Origin of the sequence: Streptomyces sp. NPDC050617 (genome assembly GCF_040654795.1) — a bacterium.
Taxonomy (GTDB): Bacteria; Actinomycetota; Actinomycetes; order Streptomycetales; family Streptomycetaceae; genus Streptomyces.
This window is the reverse complement of record NZ_JBFAIS010000008.1, coordinates 278,564-298,128: the sequence shown is the minus strand read 5'-3', so window position 1 is coordinate 298,128 and position 19,565 is coordinate 278,564. Positions and strand designations below refer to the sequence as shown.

General features: G+C 70.9%; 16 protein-coding genes, 1 pseudogene and 1 riboswitch. Of the genes and pseudogenes, 13 read left to right on the top strand and 4 right to left on the bottom strand.

Annotation, left to right across the window (positions count from 1 at the left end; translation table 11 throughout):
- Positions 1-241 precede the first annotated feature (241 nt).
- The 10 genes and pseudogenes from AB0I49_RS14260 to AB0I49_RS14215 form a co-directional block, all read left to right on the top strand.
- Positions 242-850 carry a CDP-alcohol phosphatidyltransferase family protein gene (locus tag AB0I49_RS14260; protein WP_363227224.1) on the top strand — a complete coding sequence of 203 codons (609 nt, stop codon included), beginning with the start codon at positions 242-244 and terminating at the stop codon, positions 848-850.
- Between the two features lie 127 nt (positions 851-977).
- The gene (locus tag AB0I49_RS14255) at positions 978-3,473 is read left to right on the top strand and encodes a mannose-1-phosphate guanyltransferase (RefSeq protein WP_363227223.1); all 2,496 of its coding nucleotides are present in this window, start codon (positions 978-980) and stop codon (positions 3,471-3,473) included.
- Between the two features lie 98 nt (positions 3,474-3,571).
- Complete coding sequence (locus AB0I49_RS14250) at positions 3,572-4,501, top strand: DUF881 domain-containing protein (protein WP_363227222.1); 930 nt, start codon at positions 3,572-3,574, stop codon at positions 4,499-4,501.
- Complete coding sequence (locus AB0I49_RS14245; RefSeq protein ID WP_030364457.1) at positions 4,498-4,830, top strand: small basic family protein; 333 nt, start codon at positions 4,498-4,500, stop codon at positions 4,828-4,830. The genes AB0I49_RS14250 and AB0I49_RS14245 overlap by 4 nt, the downstream gene beginning before the upstream one ends.
- 5 nt (positions 4,831-4,835) lie before the next feature.
- A complete protein-coding gene (locus AB0I49_RS14240) occupies positions 4,836-5,651 on the top strand; it encodes a DUF881 domain-containing protein (protein ID WP_363227221.1) in 816 nt (271 codons plus the stop codon).
- A gap of 82 nt (positions 5,652-5,733) precedes the next feature.
- The gene (locus AB0I49_RS14235) at positions 5,734-6,594 is read left to right on the top strand and encodes an FHA domain-containing protein (RefSeq protein WP_363227235.1); all 861 of its coding nucleotides are present in this window, start codon (positions 5,734-5,736) and stop codon (positions 6,592-6,594) included.
- A 17-nt stretch (positions 6,595-6,611) separates the two neighbouring features.
- Positions 6,612-7,346, top strand: a complete 735-nt coding sequence (locus tag AB0I49_RS14230) for a MerR family transcriptional regulator (RefSeq protein WP_363227220.1) — start codon at positions 6,612-6,614, stop codon at positions 7,344-7,346.
- A gap of 61 nt (positions 7,347-7,407) precedes the next feature.
- Complete coding sequence (locus AB0I49_RS14225) at positions 7,408-7,881, top strand: bifunctional nuclease family protein (RefSeq protein ID WP_030874883.1); 474 nt, start codon at positions 7,408-7,410, stop codon at positions 7,879-7,881.
- 168 nt (positions 7,882-8,049) lie between these two features.
- Positions 8,050-8,658: a MerR family transcriptional regulator gene (locus AB0I49_RS14220; protein WP_363227219.1), complete on the top strand. Its 609-nt coding sequence runs from the start codon at positions 8,050-8,052 to the stop codon at positions 8,656-8,658.
- Positions 8,659-8,746: 88 nt separating this feature from the next.
- Positions 8,747-10,132: pseudogene (locus AB0I49_RS14215) on the top strand (DNA polymerase IV); the annotation flags it as partial.
- Between the two features lie 11 nt (positions 10,133-10,143).
- Here the strand turns inward: AB0I49_RS14215 and AB0I49_RS14210 are convergent.
- The gene (locus tag AB0I49_RS14210) at positions 10,144-10,560 is read right to left on the bottom strand and encodes a PRC-barrel domain-containing protein (protein ID WP_363227218.1); all 417 of its coding nucleotides are present in this window, start codon (positions 10,558-10,560) and stop codon (positions 10,144-10,146) included.
- A 125-nt stretch (positions 10,561-10,685) separates the two neighbouring features.
- Positions 10,686-10,783, top strand: a riboswitch (glycine riboswitch).
- A gap of 189 nt (positions 10,784-10,972) precedes the next feature.
- Here AB0I49_RS14210 and gcvP point away from each other — a divergent pair.
- Positions 10,973-13,867: an aminomethyl-transferring glycine dehydrogenase gene (gcvP, locus tag AB0I49_RS14205; protein WP_363227217.1), complete on the top strand. Its 2,895-nt coding sequence runs from the start codon at positions 10,973-10,975 to the stop codon at positions 13,865-13,867.
- An 80-nt stretch (positions 13,868-13,947) separates the two neighbouring features.
- Here gcvP and AB0I49_RS14200 read toward each other — a convergent pair whose 3' ends face one another.
- Together AB0I49_RS14200 and AB0I49_RS14195 are read right to left on the bottom strand one after the other, a co-directional pair.
- The gene (locus AB0I49_RS14200; protein ID WP_363227216.1) at positions 13,948-14,154 is read right to left on the bottom strand and encodes a DUF5999 family protein; all 207 of its coding nucleotides are present in this window, start codon (positions 14,152-14,154) and stop codon (positions 13,948-13,950) included.
- A 527-nt stretch (positions 14,155-14,681) separates the two neighbouring features.
- Positions 14,682-15,278 (bottom strand): hypothetical protein, encoded by a 597-nt coding sequence (locus tag AB0I49_RS14195; RefSeq protein WP_363227215.1) that lies wholly within the window; start codon positions 15,276-15,278, stop codon positions 14,682-14,684.
- A 487-nt stretch (positions 15,279-15,765) separates the two neighbouring features.
- Here AB0I49_RS14195 and AB0I49_RS14190 point away from each other — a divergent pair, with 487 nt between their 5' ends.
- Together AB0I49_RS14190 and AB0I49_RS14185 are read left to right on the top strand one after the other, a co-directional pair.
- Complete coding sequence (locus AB0I49_RS14190; RefSeq protein ID WP_363227214.1) at positions 15,766-17,277, top strand: glutamate--cysteine ligase; 1,512 nt, start codon at positions 15,766-15,768, stop codon at positions 17,275-17,277.
- Positions 17,278-17,671: 394 nt separating this feature from the next.
- Positions 17,672-18,493 (top strand): CPBP family intramembrane glutamic endopeptidase, encoded by an 822-nt coding sequence (locus tag AB0I49_RS14185; protein ID WP_363227213.1) that lies wholly within the window; start codon positions 17,672-17,674, stop codon positions 18,491-18,493.
- A 169-nt stretch (positions 18,494-18,662) separates the two neighbouring features.
- Here the strand turns inward: AB0I49_RS14185 and AB0I49_RS14180 are convergent, their stop codons facing one another.
- On the bottom strand, positions 18,663-19,481 hold the full coding sequence (locus tag AB0I49_RS14180; protein ID WP_363227211.1) for a PhzF family phenazine biosynthesis protein: 819 nt from the start codon (positions 19,479-19,481) through the stop codon (positions 18,663-18,665).
- Positions 19,482-19,565: the final 84 nt, after the last annotated feature.

Sequence of the window (19,565 nt, the reverse complement as noted above, 5' to 3'; positions counted from 1 at the left end):
AGCGCCGATGGTACTGCAGGGGGGACCCTGTGGGAGAGTAGGACGCCGCCGAACAATTTTTAGCCGGTGTCCCGGACCATTTATTGGTCTGGGACGCCGGCATTTTTGCGTTCTGAGGGTGTTTTGCAGTAGTTGCTCAAGCTTGTCGTGCCCGTTCTGTCCGACCCCGCTGTTCGCTCCCGTGATGACTGCGGGTAAGGTCGGGAGGCAACGTTGGCACGTTCCCACAGGAGGCCCCCGGGTGGAGGTCCAGGAGACGCGCGTTCAGACCGATCGCGTGCTCACCATCCCGAACATCCTCAGCATGGCGCGCCTGGTCGGTGTACCCGTCTTCCTGTGGCTGATCCTCTGGCCTGTATTCGGGGGGCCGAACTGCGACATCTGGGCACTGATCGTGCTGGCTCTGAGCGGTGTGAGCGACTATCTCGACGGGAAGCTCGCCCGGCGCTGGAACCAGATCAGCAGCCTCGGCCGGCTTCTCGACCCCGCCGCCGACCGGCTTTACATCCTGTCCACGCTGGTCGGCCTGACCTGGCGGGAAATTCTCCCTTACTGGCTGACCGGCGCCCTCGTGGCCCGTGAGCTGATGCTCCTGGTCATGGTGTGGATCCTGCGGCGCCACGGCTATCCGCCGCCCCAGGTGAACTTCCTCGGCAAGGCCGCGACCTTCAACCTCATGTATGCCTTTCCGTTGCTTCTTCTCGGCGAGGGAACTACCTGGCTGCACTCACTCGCTGCTATTTTCGGATGGGCGTTCGCCGGATGGGGTACAACGCTGTACTGGTGGGCAGGGATCCTCTACGTGGTTCAGGTCCGCCGGCTCGTGAAGGCGGACACCGCGGCCGACTGAGCTTGACCCTGGTCATTGGCCTCGTCGAGGCCGGATGCCTGTAAGCGCTATTTATGGGCCATTCGGGCGAATGCAGGCGGGTGAAGTCGGCGAAAACCGTCGTCTCTTCAAGGAGGACGCTTCCGACATGAAGGCCGTCGTGATGGCCGGCGGCGAAGGCACTCGTCTTCGCCCCATGACCTCAAGCATGCCCAAGCCGCTCCTGCCGGTGGCCAACCGGCCCATCATGGAGCACGTGCTGCGCCTGCTCAAGCGGCACGGTCTCAGCGAGACCGTGGTGACAGTCCAGTTCCTCGCCTCCCTCGTCAAGAACTACTTCGGTGACGGTGAGGAACTCGGTATGGAGCTCACCTACGCGAACGAGGAAAAGCCACTCGGCACCGCAGGGAGCGTGAAGAACGCGGAGGAGGCGCTCAAGGACGATGCCTTTCTGGTCATCTCCGGGGACGCCCTCACCGACTTCGACCTCACCGATCTGATCGAATTCCACAAGGAGAAGGGCGCGCTCGTCACGGTCTGCCTGACCCGAGTGCCCAACCCGCTGGAATTCGGCATCACCATCGTCGACGAAGAGGGCAAGGTCGAGCGCTTCCTGGAGAAGCCGACCTGGGGCCAGGTCTTCTCCGACACCGTCAACACCGGCATCTACGTGATGGAGCCGGAGGTCTTCGACTACGTCGAGGCCGATGTGCCCGTCGACTGGTCCGGCGACGTCTTCCCTCAGCTCATGAAGGAGGGCAAGCCGATCTACGGCTATGTCGCCGAGGGCTACTGGGAGGACGTCGGCACCCACGAGAGCTACGTCAAGGCGCAGGCCGACGTCCTCGAGGGCAAGGTCGACGTCGAGATCGACGGCTTCGAGATCTCCCCGGGCGTATGGGTGGCCGAAGGCGCGGACGTCCATCCGGACGCCGTCCTCCGCGGGCCGCTGTATATCGGCGACTACGCGAAGGTCGAAGCGGACGTCGAAATGCGCGAGCACACCGTGATCGGCTCCAACGTCGTCGTCAAGAGCGGCGCCTTCCTGCACAAGAGCGTCGTCCACGACAACGTCTACATCGGGCAGCAGAGCAATCTGCGCGGCTGCGTGATCGGCAAGAACACCGACATCATGCGGGCCGCGCGGATCGAGGACGGCGCGGTCATCGGGGACGAATGCCTGGTGGGCGAGGAATCCATCATCCAGGGCAATGTCCGCGTCTACCCGTTCAAGACCATCGAGGCGGGCGCGTTCGTCAATACCTCGGTCATCTGGGAGTCCCGAGGGCAGGCGCATCTCTTCGGGGCGCGCGGCGTATCGGGCATCCTCAACGTGGAGATCACCCCGGAGCTCGCGGTGCGGCTGGCCGGCGCGTACGCGACCACGCTCAAGAAGGGCTCGGCGGTCACCACCGCGCGTGACCACTCGCGCGGCGCCCGTGCGCTGAAACGGGCCGTGATCTCTGCCCTTCAGGCCAGCGCCATAGACGTACGGGACCTGGAGAACGTACCGCTGCCGGTCGCCCGCCAGCAGACCGCGCGGGGCAGCGCCGGCGGCATCATGGTGCGTACGACACCGGGGGTTCCCGACTCCGTCGACATCATGTTCTTCGACGAGCGCGGCTCGGACCTCTCCGCCGGCGGCCAGCGCAAACTGGACCGGGTGTACGCGCGCCAGGAGTACCGGCGGGCGTTCCCCGGCGAGATCGGCGACCTGCGCTTCCCGTCGAGCGTCTTCGACTCCTACACCGGTTCGCTGCTGCGGGCCGTGGACTCCTCCGGCGTCGCCGAGGCCGGGCTCAAGGTCGTCGTGGACGCCTCCAACGGCAGCGCGGGCCTCGTGCTGCCCAGCCTGCTCGGCCGGCTGGGCGTCGACGCGTTCACCATCAACCCCGGCCTCGACGAGTCGCGGCCCACGGAGACCGCGGACGACCGCCGTTCCGGGCTGGTGCGGCTCGGGGAGATCGTGGCGTCGGCGCGCGCGGCGTTCGGTGTGCGGTTCGACCCGGTGGGCGAGCGGCTGTCGCTGGTCGACGAGCGCGGCCGCATCATCGAGGACGACCGGGCGCTGCTGGTGATGCTCGACCTGGTCGCCGCCGAGCGGCGCAGCGGCCGGGTGGCCCTGCCGGTCACCACCACGCGCATCGCCGAGCAGGTGGCCGCGTACCACGGCACGCAGGTGGAGTGGACGACGACCTCGCCGGGCGATCTCACCCGGGTCGGCCGCGCGGACTCGACGATCTTCGGCGGTGACAGCCGCGGCGGCTTCATCATCCCGGAGTTCAGCAGCGTCTTCGACGGTACGGCGGCGTTCGCGCGGCTGCTCGGGCTGGTGGCGCGTACGCAGCTCACGCTCAGTCAGATCGACGCGCGCATTCCGCGGGCGCATGTGCTCCGCCGCGACCTGGCGACCCCCTGGGCCGTCAAGGGGCTCGTGATGCGCCATGTGGTGGAGGCGGCCGGGGACCGGTCCGTGGACACCACGGACGGGGTGCGGGTCGTGGAGGCCGACGGACGCTGGGTGATGGTGCTGCCCGACCCGGCGGAGGCGGTCACCCACCTGTGGGCCGAAGGACCCGACGACGCCTCGGCCCAGGAGCTGCTCGACGAGTGGTCGGCGATCGTGGACAGCGCCGGACGCTGACGCCGCGGCGCGGTGGCGCCGTCCCCCGTCGGCCTGCCGCCGCCCCGGACCGGCACGCCGGTGGGGCCGTTGGGAGACGACGCCACCGACGTGCGACGATGTGCGGCATGTCGCAGCAGCCCCCCTCCCGGAGCAGCGCATCGCCGCCCAAGCGGCCCGATGCCTCCATGTCGCTGCTGACCAACGTCATGGACCACAGCCTGGACGACGGCTATGCCGAGGCCGCGGCGCGGCGCCGTGCGGACGGTCAGGGCGGCCTGCCGCGCACGCTCCGCGCGAAGTTGGGGCTGGCCGCCGGGCTCGTACTGGCCGCGGTCGTGGTCACCGTGGGGGCCGCGCAGGCGCGGATATCGGCTCCGACGCTGGCGAAGGAGCGGGAGCAGCTCATCGACCGCATCCAGCGGGAGACGTCGGACGCGGACAAGCTGAAGTCGAATGTCGACGAGCTGCGCGACAAGGTCGAGGCCACTCAGCGGGACGCCCTGAAGAAGTACGGCGGCGACAAGGCCGAGACGGTGTCGCTCCTCGCGGGCGGTACCGCCGTCCACGGTCCGGGCGTCAAGCTGGTCATCGACGACGCCAAGGAGGCCGGCCAGGGGGGCGGCGGTCCGCGCCAGAGCAATAGCTTCTCCGACAGGGGCCGGGTCCGCGACCGTGATATGCAGCGCGTCGTGAACGGCCTCTGGCAGGCGGGCGCGGAGGCCATCGCCGTCAACGGGCAGCGGCTCACGGCGCTGTCCGCCATCCGGGCAGCCGGTGACGCCATACTGGTCGACAACAAGCCGCTCGTACCGCCGTACACCGTGCTCGCGGTGGGGGACGGGAAGCGGCTGCGCAGCGGCTTCCAGGACAGCTCCGGAGGCGTCTATCTGCACGTGCTGGAGAAGGACTACGGGGTCCGCGCGTCCATCTCCGCCGAGGACGAGGTGCGGCTGCCGGCCGCGACGAGCTTGATAGTACGTACCGCACAACCGCAAGCCGGTGGCGCCGACAAGAGCGGCACCGACACAGGGAAGGGCACATCGTGATCGCCGTATTGGGCCTCGTCGTGGGAGTCGTGGTCGGACTCGTGGTCCGGCCCGTCGTGCCGACTGTGGTCGAGCCCTACCTGCCGATCGCCGTGGTCGCGGCGTTGGACGCGGTCTTCGGCGGCCTCCGGGCGATGCTGGACGGGATCTTCGACGACAAGGTCTTCGTCGTGTCGTTCCTGTCCAACGTCGTGGTGGCCGCGCTGATCGTCTTCCTCGGTGACAAGCTCGGCGTCGGGGCGCAGCTGTCCACGGGCGTCGTGGTCGTGCTCGGCATCCGGATCTTCTCCAACGCGGCCGCGATCCGCCGGCACGTCTTCCGGGCGTGAGGCCGATGAGCGCCGACGACACGCCCGGACAGCCGGGTGAATCCCCAGGACCTCAGGGGCCGGTACGGCCCGGTGGGGAAGAGGCGGCCCCCACGCCGGCCATGACGGGTCGTCAGCGGCTGCGGGCCGGACTCTGGCCGCCGCGGGTCACGCGGGCCCAGCTGATCGTCGCCCTGCTGCTGGGGGTGCTCGGGCTGGGGCTCGCCATCCAGGTCCGGTCGACCAGCGACAACAGCAATCTGCGCGGCGCCCGCCAGGAGGACCTCGTACGGATCCTGGACGAGCTCGACAACCGCACCCAGCGGCTGGAGGACGAGAAGCGGGGCCTGGAGAACCAGCGCACCGAGCTGGAGAACAGCTCCAACCAGGCCGCCGAGGCCCGTAAGCAGACCGCCCAGAAGGAGCGGCAGCTCGGCGTGCTCGCGGGCACCGTGAAGGCGCGTGGCCCCGGCATCGAGCTCACTGTGAGCGACCCCAAGAAGGCCGTACAGTCGGACATGCTCCTCGACGCCATCCAGGAGTTGAGGGCGGCCGGCGCGGAGGCGATCCAGATCAACGGGGTGCGCGTGGCCGCCGACACCTACTTCTCGGACTCGGGCGGCAGGGTGACGATCGACCATCAGAAAGTGTCGCCTCCCTACCGGTTCAAGGTGATCGGCAAGCCGCAGGATCTGGAACCGGCCCTCAACATTCCGGGCGGGGTGGTGCAGACTCTGCAGAAGGAGCAGGCCACCGCGTCCGTCACCCGTTCTGAGAAGATCGTCGTGGACGCCTTGCGGTCCGCTGAGCAGCCTGACTACGCTCGGTCGTCATCGCAGTGAGGAGCACAGGCCCGCGGGTTCCGCACCCGGGGCACTACGTTGCGGGGGGTCGGCGCACCAAGAGGGGGGTGCGTGGTGGAAACTGTCTGTTGACCACGGACGTTGTAAAGATGTCCGGGTCGGATGGTGTGTGCATCGAGGGTTTGTCCTGCCCCACGGGCGGGTCTGTTTCGGTCAAGGGGAATCGCCCGTGAAGTTGTTTGCGAAGTTGTTCGGCAAGAGCTCGCGCCAGGAGGGCGGCAACGCCCGCCACCGGGCGCAGCGGCCGGTGGAAGGCACCGAGGCGCAGGAAGAGCGCCCGCTGTTCCGGGATCAGCTGGGAGGTCCGGGCGGCGACGCTCCGGGTGGCCAGGGCGCGCCCGGCCGCATAGGTTCCCAGGGACCGTCGACCTCAACTGCGGGTGGAGGGACAGCCTTGGTGTGCACGAGGTGCGGCAACCGCAACGCGGAGTCCAGCCGGTTCTGCTCCAACTGCGGTGCGCCGCTGCGCGGTGGCGCGTCGTCCGAGCGGGCTTCGGAGACGACTTCGACCATCTCCATCTCCGGTCTCGAGGCGTACGACTCGGAGGCCACGGGCCAGACGCCCACCCCGTCGCTCTCCCCGGAGGCACAGGCCGCCGTCGACGCGCTGCCCAGGGGCTCGGCGCTGCTGGTGGTCCGCCGCGGTCCGAACTCGGGCAGCCGCTTCCTGCTCGACGGCGACCTGACCACGGCCGGCCGTCACCCGCAGGGCGACATCTTCCTCGACGACGTCACCGTCTCGCGGCGGCACGTGGAGTTCCGGCGCGAGGTGGACGGCGGCTTCACCGTCTCGGACGTCGGCAGCCTCAACGGCACGTACGTCAACCGGGAGCGGATCGAGTCGACCGCGCTGGCCAACGGCGACGAGGTGCAGATCGGCAAGTACCGGCTGGTCTTCTACGCGAGCCAGCAGGGCATCTGACCCGCCAGGGAAGAGCTATGCGTCAGACACCGGCGGGAGGCGCCGAGGGCGGCACCGCCACCGCGGACGGCCAATTGGTGAGCATCGGCACGGTGCTCACCCTGCTGCGCGACGAGTTTCCCGAGGTCACCGTCTCCAAGATCCGTTTCTTGGAGGCGGAGGGGCTCGTCGAGCCGCAGCGCACGCCGTCCGGGTACCGCAAGTTCAGCCAGGAGGACGTGGAGCGGCTGGGGTGCGTGCTGCGCCTGCAGCGCGACCACTACCTTCCGCTGCGGGTTATCCGGGAGTACCTCGACGCGCTGGCCCGGGGGGAGCAGCTGCCGCTGCCCGCGCCCGGACAGCCGAGGGATCTGCTGGACGGCGCCGCGGAGACGGCCGCGGAGGGCCCCACGGCCGTCCAGGTGGGCCGTGAGGAGCTCCTCGGGGCCACCGGGGTCACCGAGCGTGAGCTGGACGAGTGGGAGTCGTACGGCCTGATCGAGCCGAATTCCGGCGGCGGCTACGACGTCGAGGCCGTGACGGTCGCCAAGCTCGTCGCGGACCTGGGCCGGTTCGGACTGGAGCCGAGGCATTTGCGGGCCATGAAGGCCGCTGCCGTACGCGAGGCCGGGCTGGTCGAACAGGTGGTCGCGCCGTTGCGCCGACACCGTAATCCGCAGACCAGAGCCCATGCGGAGGCCACCGCGCGGGAGCTGGCCGCACTGTCCGTACGGCTGCACGCGGCGCTCGTAGCGGCCGCGCTGCGGGCGTGACCACACCGACCGGCGGGTGCCCGACTACCCAAACCCGCCGGGCACGTCCTAGGGTTGCTGTGTGAACGAGCTCGATGTCGTGGGTGTCCGGGTGGAAATGCCCTCCAACCAGCCGATCGTGCTCCTGCGGGAAGTGGGAGGCGACCGCTACCTCCCCATTTGGATCGGCCCGGGGGAGGCGACCGCCATTGCCTTCGCCCAGCAGGGCATGGCGCCTGCCAGGCCGCTGACCCACGACCTTTTCAAGGACGTGCTGGAGGCGGTCGGCCAGCAGCTGACGGAGGTCCGCATCACGGACCTGCGCGAGGGCGTGTTCTACGCCGAGCTGGTCTTCGCGAGCGGGGTGGAGGTCAGCGCCAGGCCGTCCGACGCCATAGCGCTGGCGCTGCGCACCGGGACGCCGATCTACGGCAGTGACGGCGTGCTGGACGACGCCGGCATCGCGATCCCGGACGAGCAGGAGGACGAGGTGGAGAAGTTCCGCGAGTTCCTCGACCAGATCTCGCCGGAGGACTTCGGCACCAACAGCCAGTGAGCCGCCGACCGGGCCGCCGCAGGGCATTCGGCTAGCCATTCCCCAGGGGCGGATACGCGAAACCACTCTTAGGGTGATTATCACTCGGCGTGCCGAGTGTGGCGATCGTTGACGCACCCCGAGTGACTGCCTACCGTCGAGACGGCAGGTCAAGGACGGAGGGTCGGCGTGAGAAGCACCGGCGACGGCACGGCGGCGGGCGGTCCGTATCCGCTTCATGGGGGAACGGTCGAACCGTTGCCCGGACATCCGGCGGCGCTCTCGGTGTCACCCGAGCCGGCGCCGGAGACCATCGGGTACCGCGGGCCGACCGCGTGCGCGGCGGCGGGCATCACCTACCGGCAGCTGGACTACTGGGCGCGTACGGGGCTGGTGGAGCCGTCCGTGCGCTCCGCGTACGGACCGGGCGGCCAGCGGCTCTACAGCTTCCGCGACGTCGTCGTGCTGAAGATCGTCAAGCGGCTGCTGGACACGGGCGTGTCGCTGCAGAACATCCGGGCCGCCGTGCAGCACCTGCGCTCGCGCGGCATCGGCGACCTCGGGCAGATGACGCTGATGAGCGACGGGGCGACGGTGTACGAGTGCACGTCGCCCGACGAGGTCGTCGACCTGCTCCAGGGCGGGCAGGGGGTCTTCGGGATCGCCGTGGGCGTGGTCTGGCGGGATGTGGAGAAGGCGCTCGCGCAGCTGCACGGCGAGCGCGTGGACACCGGGGAGACCCTCGTCGGCCACAACCCCGCCGACGAGCTGGCGCGCCGCCGCAACCGCGCGGGCTGACGCCGCCGGGCCGCTGCGGGCCGCCGCGCGGCGCCGTCCGCCCGTGCGGCGGGGCCATTGTCAGTGGTGTGAGGCAGCATCTGTTGGTGTGAGAGGTTCACCGACGATCCTGCATCTGGACATGGACGCCTTCTTCGCCGCGGCGGAGCAGGCGGCCAAGCCCAGCCTGCGCGGGAAGCCGGTCGTGGTCGGCGGCATCGGGCCGCGCGGGGTGGTGTCCACGGCCTCGTACGAGGCGCGGGTCTTCGGGGTGCACTCGGCGATGGCGACGGCCCAGGCGCGCCGGCTGTGCCCCAATGCCGCCTACCTGACGCCTCGGTTCACGCTGTACCGCCAAGTGAGTGAACGGGTCATGGGGCTGCTCGGCGAGCTGTCGCCGCTCGTGGAGCCGCTCAGCCTCGACGAGGCGTTCGTGGACCTGGAAGCGGGGGACGCGCTGCCGCCCGCGGCCGGCTCGGCGGACATACGGGCCGTGGGCGAGCGGCTGCGGCGCGACATCCAGGCGGCGACGGGGCTCAGCGGGTCGGTGGGGCTGGCGGGGTCCAAGATGCTCGCCAAGATCGCGTCCGAGGCGGCCAAGCCGGACGGGCTGGTCCTGATCGAGCCGGGGACGGAGCTGGAGCTGCTGGGGCCCATGCCGGTGCGGACGATCCCCGGCGTCGGGCCGGCGACGGCCGAGACGCTGCGCCGGGCCGGGATCGGCACGGTCGCCGAGACCGCCGAGGCCGGGGAGGCGGAGCTGGTGCGGCTGCTGGGCAGGGCGCACGGCGCGGGGCTGTACGCGCTGGCCACCGGCCACGACGACCGGCCGGTCGTCGCCGAGCGGGACGCGAAGTCCGTGTCGGTGGAGGACACCTTCCAGGAGGACGTGACCGACCGGACCCGGGTGCAGCTGGAGCTCATGCGCCTCGCCGAGCGCTGCGTCCAGCGGCTGCGGGCCGCCGGGCGGTCCGGCCGGACCGTGGTGATCAAGGTGCGGCGCTACGACTTCTCGACGCTGACCCGCTCCGAGACGCTGCGCGGGCCCACCGACGATCCGGGGGTCGTCCGGGAGGCGGCCGGGCGGCTGCTGGAGGGCGTGGACACCACGGCGGGCGTGCGGCTGCTGGGCGTGGGCGTCACCGGGCTCGCCGACTACACCCAGGAGGACCTGTTCGCCCAGGCCGCCACCGCGCGCTCGGAGCAGGAGCGGGAGGAGCGGGAAGAGGCCGCCCGGACCGCCGAGGCGGCCGGGGCGCCGGAGGCCGCCGAGGGCGGGACGGGCGGGGAGGAGCAGGCGGCGGCCCCGCCGCGCCGCTGGCTGCCCGGCCTGGACGTACGCCACGCCGAGTTCGGGGACGGCTGGGTGCAGGGCAGCGGGGTCGGGCGGGTCACCGTGCGGTTCGAGACGCCCTGGTCCCCGCCGGGCCGGGTGCGGACCTTCGCCGTCGACGACCCCGCGCTCGTACCGGGGGAGCCGCTCCCGCTGGTGCGGCCCGCCGGCGGTCAGCCGTCAGGGCCCGAGATCCGGCCGAAATCCGGGGCCGGGGAGGCGTCCGGGCCCGCCGGAGCGGGGGAGTCCGCGACGGGCGCGGGGGCCCTGCCCGGGGCGGAGGCGTCCAGTCCGTAGTGGTGGTACAGCTGGAGCTCCTGCTCCGGGGAGAGGTGGCGGCCGACGCCGAAGTCCGGCGCGTCCTTGATCAGCGCCCGGTCGTACGGGACGCGCAGCGTGTCCGCGACGAGGTCGCTCGGCTCCAGCGGCACGAACGCGTCCCGGCTGAACAGGCCGGTGCGCACGGCGGCCCACTCGGGCTCCCCGGTGGCGTCGTCGAGGTACACCTCGTCGACCGTGCCGATCTTCGTGCCGTTGCGGTCGAACGCCTTGCGGCCGATGAGTCCGCGTGGATCGATGTCGGTCTGCAAGAGGTCCTCCAAGGGGTCCCGAGAGATCGCAACTACTGCCCGAGACCTACGAAAAGCCACATTTCGCCAGCTGGCCACTTGAGGGATCCGCCGCAGATCGCGCTGGTAGGCTGGCAGGCGGCTGCAGACCCCGTGCGGGAGAGTCCTCCGAAGGCTTCGTCGGAGGCGCCGAAGGAGCAAATCCTCCCCGGAATCTCTCAGGCACACGTACCGCACGGACGAGGTCACTCTGGAAAGCAGGGCGGGCCACGCACCGGTACAGCGCCGAAGCCCCTCCTCACCGACGGTGAAAGCCGGTTCGCCCCAGGCGGCCCGGTGAAGCTCTCAGGTTGAGATGACAGAGGGGGAGGCCGTCCGGGTACCCGCACCACGGTGCCCCTCGAAGGTCGCGACGACCAGGAGGCCCCCGCAGATGAACGACAACCGCATCCCCCTTGCCGACCTTGAGCGCGGCACGCCGTTCGAGGACCGCCATATCGGACCGGACAGCGGCGCGCAGGCCAAGATGCTCGCCCAGGTCGGATTCGGCTCGCTCGACGAGCTCACCGCGGCCGCCGTGCCCGATGTGATCAAGAGCGCCGAGGCGCTCCGGCTGCCCGGCGCCCGCAGCGAGGCCGACGTCCTCGCCGAGCTGCGCACCCTCGCGGACCGCAACCAGGTGCTGTCCCCGATGATCGGGCTCGGCTACTACGGCACGTTCACGCCGCCCGTCATCCTGCGCAATGTCATGGAGAACCCCGCCTGGTACACGGCGTACACGCCCTACCAGCCGGAGATCTCGCAGGGCCGGCTGGAGGCGCTGCTCAACTTCCAGACCGTCGTCGCCGACCTGACGGGGCTGCCCACCTCCGGCGCCTCGCTGCTCGACGAGGGCACCGCGGCCGCCGAGGCCATGTCGCTGGCCCGCCGCGTCGGCAAGGTCAAGGACGGCGTCTTCCTCGTCGACGCCGACGCGCTGCCGCAGACCATCGCCGTCATACGGACCCGCGCCGAACCCACCGGGGTCGAGGTCGTCGTCGCCGACCTCTCCGACGGCATCCCGCAGGAGGTCGCCGACCGGGGCGTCTTCGGCGTGCTGGTGCAGTACCCCGGCGCGTCCGGCGCCGTGCGCGACCCCCGCCCCGTCATCGAGCGGGCGCACGAGCTCGGCGCGATCGTCACCGTCGCCGCCGACCTGCTGGCCCTCACCCTGCTCACCTCGCCCGGCGAGCTCGGCGCCGACATCGCTGTCGGCACCACCCAGCGGTTCGGCGTGCCGATGGGCTTCGGCGGCCCGCACGCCGGGTTCATGGCCGTACGCGAGAAGTTCGCCCGCAGCCTCCCCGGCCGCCTCGTCGGCGTCTCCGTGGACGCGGACGGCGACAAGGCGTACCGCCTGGCCCTCCAGACGCGCGAGCAGCACATCCGCCGTGAGAAGGCCACCAGCAACATCTGCACCGCACAGGTGCTGCTCGCGGTCATGGCCGGCATGTACGCCGTCTACCACGGCCCCGACGGCCTGGCCGCCATCGCCCGCCGTACGCACCGCTACGCCGCCGTGCTGGCCGAGGGGCTGCGGGCCGGCGGCGTCGAGGTCGTGCACGGCGCGTACTTCGACACCCTCACCGCGCGCGTGCCCGGCCGCGCCGCCGACGTGGCCGCCGCCGCCCGTGAGAACGGCGTCAACCTGCGCCTCGTCGACGCCGACACCCTCTCGCTCGCCTGCGACGAGACCACCGGCCGCGCCCAGCTGGCCGCCGTGTGGGCGGCCTTCGGCGTCGACGCGGACACCGAGCGGATCGAGGACCTGGACGCGGCGGCCGCCGACGCGCTCCCCGCGGGCCTGCTCCGCACGGACGAGTACCTTGCCCACCCGGTCTTCCACCGGTACCGCTCCGAGACCGCGATGCTGCGCTACCTGCGCAAGCTCGCCGACCGGGACTACGCCCTGGACCGCGGCATGATCCCGCTCGGCTCCTGCACCATGAAGCTCAACGCCACCACCGAGATGGAGGCGGTGACCTGGCCCGAGTTCGCGGGGCTGCACCCCTTCGCCCCGGTCGACCAGGCCCAGGGCTACACCACGCTCATCACCGAGCTGGAGGAGCGCCTCGCCGAGGTGACCGGCTACGACAAGGTCTCGCTCCAGCCGAACGCCGGCTCGCAGGGCGAGCTGGCCGGGCTCCTGGCCGTACGGGCGTACCACCGGGCCAACGGGGACACGCAGCGCACCGTCTGCCTCATCCCGTCCTCCGCGCACGGCACCAACGCCGCCAGCGCGGTCATGGCCGGCATGAAGGTCGTCGTCGTCAAGACCGGCGACGACGGCGAGGTGGACACCGACGACCTGCGCGCCAAGATCGAGCAGTACGGCGACGAGCTGGCCGTGCTGATGGTCACCTACCCCTCCACGCACGGCGTCTTCGAGGAGCACATCAGCGAGATCTGCGCGGCCGTGCACGACGCGGGCGGCCAGGTCTACGTGGACGGCGCCAACCTCAACGCCCTCGTCGGGGTGGCCCAGCCGGGCCGGTTCGGCGGCGACGTCTCGCACCTGAACCTGCACAAGACGTTCTGCATCCCGCACGGCGGCGGCGGCCCCGGCGTCGGCCCGGTCGGCGTGCGCGCGCACCTCGCCCCGTACCTGCCCAACCACCCGCTCCAGCCGACCGCGGGCCCCGAGACCGGCGTCGGCCCCGTCTCCGCCGCTCCGTGGGGCTCCGCGGGCATCCTGCCCATCTCCTGGGCGTACGTCCGGCTGATGGGCGGCGAGGGGCTCAAGCGCGCCACCCAGGTCGCCGTGCTCGGCGCCAACTACATCGCCAAGCGCCTGGAGCCGCACTACCCGGTGCTCTACACCGGTCCCAACGGGCTCGTCGCGCACGAGTGCATCGTGGACCTGCGGCCGCTGACCAAGGCGACCGGCGTCAGCGTCGACGACGTCGCCAAGCGCCTCATCGACTACGGCTTCCACGCGCCGACGATGTCGTTCCCGGTGGCCGGGACGCTGATGATCGAGCCGACGGAGAGCGAGGACCTCGCCGAGCTGGACCGGTTCTGCGAGACGATGATCGCGATCCGCGCCGAGATCGAGCGGGTCGGCTCGGGGGAGTGGAGCAAGGACGACAACCCGCTGCGCAACGCCCCGCACACCGCGGCGGCGCTGGCCGGCGACTGGGAGCGCCCGTACAGCCGCGAGGAGGCCGTGTTCCCGGCCGGGGTGTCGCCCGCGGACAAGTACTGGCCGCCGGTCCGCCGCATCGACGGCGCGTTCGGCGACCGCAACCTGGTCTGCTCCTGCCCGCCGCTGGAGGACTACGACAGCTGACGGGGGACGCTCCCCCATAGATCGGGGCCGGTTCGGCGGGTTCGCCGGGCCGGCCCCTTCGGTGCTCGGTGTGCGCCGCGTCAGGCGGCGGTCATCACGTGCTCGGTGCCGAGTGGCCGGTGCGGGGCGATGATCTGCCCGTCCGGCAGCAGCTCACCGGTGTCCTCGAAGAGCAGGACGCCGTTGCACAGCAGGCTCCAGCCCTGTTCCGGGTGGTGCGCCACGAGATGGGCGGCCTCACGGTCGGCGGAGTGGGCTGTCGGGCATGGTGGCTGGTGCTGGCACATGGATGGGTTCTTTCGCTGCGGTGAGTTGAGTTCTGAGACGAGTCCGTCGCGGTTGCTCGGTGCGGTCTTCAAGGCCGCCCCCCGTTCCCCCGTTGTCAATTCGGTCGGTCAGTCCCAGTGTTGCCCTACGAGCGTGATTTCGCAGGGATTTCACGGGAGCTCTCCTCTGCTAGGGGAAGACGCGTCACCCATGAGGACGGTTGCCGCCAACACCGCGGTCTCTTCGGGTGGTTCAAGATGGTCATAGTGGGCTAGGCCCTGTCGTCAAAATCCCGCCTGCTCCGCGACGCCTGGCACGCACTCTCGCCGCGTTGTCGGGTTCATCCCGGTACGCCCAGTACAGGGATGACCCTCCGCCTTGCGAGAGCACGCACCAGACGCCGCGGAGCCCGCCCTTCGGGCGAACGACGGGATTTTGACGACAGGGCCTAGTCCGCTTGATGAACGCCCGCGGCGGCCGGGGCAGCACCGCGCCCCACGGCCGGGAGGCCGTGGGGCGCGGTCGTACGGGCCGGGCCGTGCGTACGTCAGGCGGGGGACCCGAGCAGCGGCGTCGGGGTGAGCCGGTGGGTGAGCACCGGCAGCAGATCGGTGACGCGGTGCGGACGGTGGGCGGCGATGCCGGGCGGCGCGGGGGCGAGCGGCACCAGCAGATCGCCGGGGGCGGACCGGCAGCTCGACGTATCGGCGACGGGGTCGGCGTGCAGCCAGAGCGTCAGCATGTAGAGCTCCGGTACGGACAGCAGCCGCGGCTGGTAGGCGGTCGACAGCGACTCGGCCTGGCGCAGGGCCCGTTCGGTCGAGGCGACGTAGGGGCCCTCGAAGAAGTGCGAGAACGTCCAGCCGTCGGGGGTGAGCATCGTCTCCGCCGCTGCCGCCGCCGAGGCGCCCGGTTCGGCGCCCCGGATCAGGAACCGCCAGCCCGTGAGCCGCGTGCGGGGACGGCCGCCGATCGCGGTGATCTGGTCCAGCACGTACACCGGAAGCGGGGACTCCGGAGTCGGCTGGCCCTGAAGGGTCTTGAGCGACGGGGTGCGGGCCGCGCGGACGGCGGTGGGGGAACCGAGGGCCGCGAGGACGCTGCGCAGGGCGGGGGCTGGGGCTGGGGGGACATGCAGCGGCATGGTGAATCGCCTCTCACTCAGGAGACACGGTGGTGCTGGGCAGGTGCGGACGGCGCTGTCAGCGTGCGGGGTCAGAGGAGGGGGGCCGGAACCGACTGCCGGGGCGCCAACTCTCTGCCTCGTTCGCGAAGTTTATACGACAGATGTTCATATGGTGTTTCGTCTAGCGGTCTCGGGCATTGCTGACAAGGCGTAATCAGGACTGGCCTTCCTGGCGATTTCGGATATTCTGCGACCGGTCCGCTCCCGTCACCTCATGTTATTGATCCGGCACGGTAGGCCGGATAGCGCCGGTGCTTATCGCCGAGAATGTGCGATGTCCTGGGACACGTCGCTATGCCGACTGAATGTGCCGGAACAGGATTCGCTGAGATCGTATCGGGTAACCCGTTTCGGCAGGGCGTTATCGATCACATTCCTGGGCATCATCAAACGTGACAACCAGCGGCTGACGTCGTGGTCGACCCAGTCGAGGAAGGACGCTTCGATGGGGGAGAAGGTCGTGGCCGCCGGGTTCGACCTGTCCGACCGGCAGCGCCACCGCGGGAAACTCCGGCAGTGCCTGGAGGGGTTGTCGAGACTACTGGAAGACAGGTGCTTCGACCGCCCGAAGAACCTCATGGGGCTGGAGATCGAGCTGAATCTCGCGGGCGCCGATGGAGCCCCGCGAATGATGAATGCCGAGGTGCTGGAGCGCATTGCGAGCCGGGATTTCCAGACCGAGCTCGGTCAGTTCAACCTTGAAGTGAACATCGTGCCGCACCGGCTGCGCGGCAGAGTTCTCGACCGCCTCGCGGAAGAGCTGGGGACGGGCCTCGCCTACGCCGACCGAAGAGCCCAGGAAATAGGCGCCGGCATCGTGATGATCGGCATCCTGCCCACCCTCGCCGCCCAGGATCTGGTGCCCGGGAACCTCTCCGACGTCGACCGCTACATGCGGCTCAACGACGAGATGGTCGCCGCCCGCGGCGAGAACTTCACCATCGACATCGACGGCGTCGAACGGCTCACCTGCACCTCCCGGTCCATCGCCCCCGAATCGGCCTGTACGTCCGTACAGCTGCACCTCCAGGTGACCCCCGGCCGGTTCGCCGCCGTCTGGAACGCCGCGCAGGCGATCGCCGCGGCCCAGATCGTCGTGGGCGCCAACTCGCCCTTTCTCTTCGGGCGCGAGCTGTGGCGCGAGTCGCGCCCGCCCCTGTTCGTACAGTCCACGGACACCCGCCCGCCGGAGCTGAAGGCCCAGGGCGTACGCCCGCGCACCTGGTTCGGGGAGCGCTGGATCACCGACGCGTTCGACCTCTTCGAGGAGAACGTGCGCTACTTCCCGCCCCTGCTGCCGATCTGCGGCGACCAGGACCCGATGCGGGTGCTCGACGCCGGCGGCGTCCCCTCCCTCCAGGAACTCGTGCTGCACAACGGCACCGTCTACCGCTGGAACCGGCCCGTCTACGACGTCGCCGACGGCGTCCCCCACCTGCGCGTCGAGAACCGCGTCCTGCCCGCCGGGCCCACGGTCATCGACGTCATCGCCAACACCGCCTTCTACTACGGGCTGGTCAGGGCACTCGCCGAGGAGACGCGCCCGGTGTGGACGCGGCTGCCGTTCGCCGTGGCGGCGGACAACTTCGAGGCGGCCTGCCGGCACGGCATCGACGCCACGCTGCGCTGGCCGCGCCGGGGGCGGGGCGCCGGCGGCACGGGGCTCGTACAGGTCCCGGCGGTCCAACTGGTCCGCGAGGAACTGCTGCCGCTGGCCGCGGCCGGCCTCGACGCGTGGGGCGTCGAACCGGCCGACCGCGACCGCTACCTGGGGATCGTCGAGGAGCGCTGCCGACGCCGGATCAACGGCGCGTCCTGGCAGGCCGCCACCTACCACGAGGCGCTGACGGCGGGGCTCGAACGGGACGCGGCTCTCGCGGCCACCACACGCCGGTACTGCGAGCTGGCGCGGACGGGGGAGCCGGTGCATACGTGGCCGGTGGGGACCGGGTGCTGAGGGGGGTAGGGGTGCTGAGGGGTGTAGGTGTAGTGAGTCGTGCGCGTTGAGCCGCAGGCACTGAGCCGCTGGCGTTGATCCGTAGGTACTGATCCGTAGGTGCTGATGCGCAGGCGTTGATCCGTGGTGCTGATGCGCGGGCGGGGCTGTTGGTTGGGGGCGGTGCGGGTGCGGCGCGCCCCCGTGTCGCCTGGTGCCCTGCCGTCGGGCAAGCTATGACGTCCCAGTGGCCAGGATTTCGCGGCCGGGATTCCGAGGCCGAGCCTCGGCGAGGCTGGGGTGCCGGAGGCCGGGGAATGGCGTGGTGCCGCCTTGGCTGGGTCCGTGGCTCCTCGTGCGTAGTCCGCGCGCCCGCGTCCGAGGCACTGGTGAGATGGTGCGCGAGTGAATCGGTATGGCGGAAGTGGAGCATGGTGTGCAGCAGGAGGCGCGTGACGTGGAGATCTCCCAGCCCGAACAGGGGCTGTCGCGGCGGGTCCTGCGCAACGAGACGCTACTGGTGCTGGCTCTGTCCCTCGGCGCCAGCGGGGTATCGGCGCTGATCAGCTTTGTCGGCTCGGTCACCCGGCCCGGCGAGCTGAAGAACCAGGCGGCCACGCTCGTCGGCTCGCACGCGCCGGGCCGCCCCTGGCTGGACCTCGCGTGGCAGCTCTTCGGCATCGCCACCGCGTTGGTGCCCGTATTCCTCGTGGCGCATCTGCTGCTGCGCGAGGGCGTGGGACTGCGGGCGATCGGATTCGACCGCAAGCGGCCCGGTTTCGACCTGCGGTGGGGCGTCGCGGTCGCCGCCGCCATCGGCGGGACCGGACTGCTCTTCTACCTCGGCGTGCGGGCCGCCGGGTTCAACCTGACGGTCGTACCGGAGTCGCTGCCGGAAGTGTGGTGGAAGATCCCGGTGCTGATCGCCTCCGCCGTGCAGAACGCCGTCCTGGAAGAGGTCATCGTCGTCGGCTATCTGCTGCGCCGACTGGGGCAGACGGGGTGGACGCCGATGGCCGCGCTCGCGGCGAGCGCGGTGCTGCGCGGCTCGTACCACCTGTACCAGGGTGTCGGCGGGCTGCTCGGCAATATGGCGATGGGCGTCGTCTTCGTGCTGCTCTACCGGCGCTGGGGGCGGGTCGGACCGCTGGTCGCCGCCCACTCGCTGATCGACATCGTGGCCTTCGTCGGATACGCGCTGCTGGCGGGGAAGGTGGGGTGGCTGCCGACGGCTTGAGCGGGGGCCCGGCGGCGGGTCGCCTGGGCCGTACGGAACGCCGCCGGTCCCATGGAGAGCTGTTCCAACGGAAAGCCGTTCCCGCCGCGCGGACGGTATACGGGCCGGTGCTCTGCGCGTGGTTCGGGCGCCCCGCTGTCGTACGGCCGTCCCGACGCCTCGCATGCCGTCAGGGCCGGGCCAGCAGCTCGCCGTCAATGACGGTCACGGCGGTGCCGGTCAGGAGGGTGCGGTCGCCGCGCAGCGCAGTCCGTACAAGGCCGGTGCGGGCGGAGCCCTGAAAGCCTGTCAGCTCGGGGCGGCCGAGGCGGGCGGACCAGAAGGGGGCGAGCACGGTGTGCGCGCTGCCGGTCACCGGATCCTCGTCGACGCCCACGTTCGGGAAGAAGCAGCGCGAGACGAAGTCGTAGCCTCGGGCGGGGTCCTCGGCGGCGGCTGTGGCGATGACGCCGCGCCGGGAGCAGCGGGCGAGCGCCGCCAGGTCCGGAGCCAGGGCTCGTACCGTCTTCTCGTCGGCCAGTTCCACCAGCAGGTCGCCGACGTCGGGCCCCGAGTCGTGGACCGAGACCGGTTCGGCGCCGAGCGCCCGGGACAGCCCGTCGGGCGCCTCGGCCGGGGTCACGGGAGAGGTCGGAAAGTCCAGGGTGATGGCGCCGTCGTCCCGCGCGGTCGCGGTGAGGATGCCGCACCGGGCCGCGAAGCTCACGGCGCCGGTGGCGGCGCCCGTGGTGTGCAGGACGTGCGCCGTGGCGAGCGTGGCGTGGCCGCACATATCGACCTCGGTGGCCGGGGTGAACCAGCGCAGCGCCCAGTCGGCTTCGGACCCCGCGGGCAGCGGGTGGGCGAAGGCCGTCTCGGAGAGGTTGACCTCGGCGGCGACCCGCTGGAGCCAGTCGTCGCCGGGGAAAGCGTCGGGCAGGAGCAGGACCCCGGCCGGGTTGCCGCCGAAGGCGCGGTCGGTGAAGGCGTCGACGATTCGAATCCGCATGGCAGGGACCGTAGCCGCGCGGCATGCGCGCGGGCCACGGCCAATCGCGGGAATGTGGCCCGTTCCGTGAGCGGAGGGGGTGGG

Excerpts from the sequence above, each read along its gene's own strand:
- AB0I49_RS14190 (WP_363227214.1), top strand. The coding sequence starts at position 15,766 with ATGGGGGAGAAGGTCGTGGCCGCCGGGTTCGACCTGTCCGACCGGCAG.
- AB0I49_RS14180 (WP_363227211.1), bottom strand. The coding sequence starts at position 19,481 with ATGCGGATTCGAATCGTCGACGCCTTCACCGACCGCGCCTTCGGCGGC.
- AB0I49_RS14200 (WP_363227216.1), bottom strand. The coding sequence starts at position 14,154 with ATGTGCCAGCACCAGCCACCATGCCCGACAGCCCACTCCGCCGACCGT.
- AB0I49_RS14195 (WP_363227215.1), bottom strand. The coding sequence starts at position 15,278 with ATGCCGCTGCATGTCCCCCCAGCCCCAGCCCCCGCCCTGCGCAGCGTC.
- AB0I49_RS14185 (WP_363227213.1), top strand. The coding sequence starts at position 17,672 with ATGGCGGAAGTGGAGCATGGTGTGCAGCAGGAGGCGCGTGACGTGGAG.
- AB0I49_RS14255 (WP_363227223.1), top strand. The coding sequence starts at position 978 with ATGAAGGCCGTCGTGATGGCCGGCGGCGAAGGCACTCGTCTTCGCCCC.
- gcvP (WP_363227217.1), top strand. The coding sequence starts at position 10,973 with ATGAACGACAACCGCATCCCCCTTGCCGACCTTGAGCGCGGCACGCCG.
- AB0I49_RS14240 (WP_363227221.1), top strand. The coding sequence starts at position 4,836 with ATGAGCGCCGACGACACGCCCGGACAGCCGGGTGAATCCCCAGGACCT.
- AB0I49_RS14250 (WP_363227222.1), top strand. The coding sequence starts at position 3,572 with ATGTGCGGCATGTCGCAGCAGCCCCCCTCCCGGAGCAGCGCATCGCCG.
- AB0I49_RS14230 (WP_363227220.1), top strand. The coding sequence starts at position 6,612 with ATGCGTCAGACACCGGCGGGAGGCGCCGAGGGCGGCACCGCCACCGCG.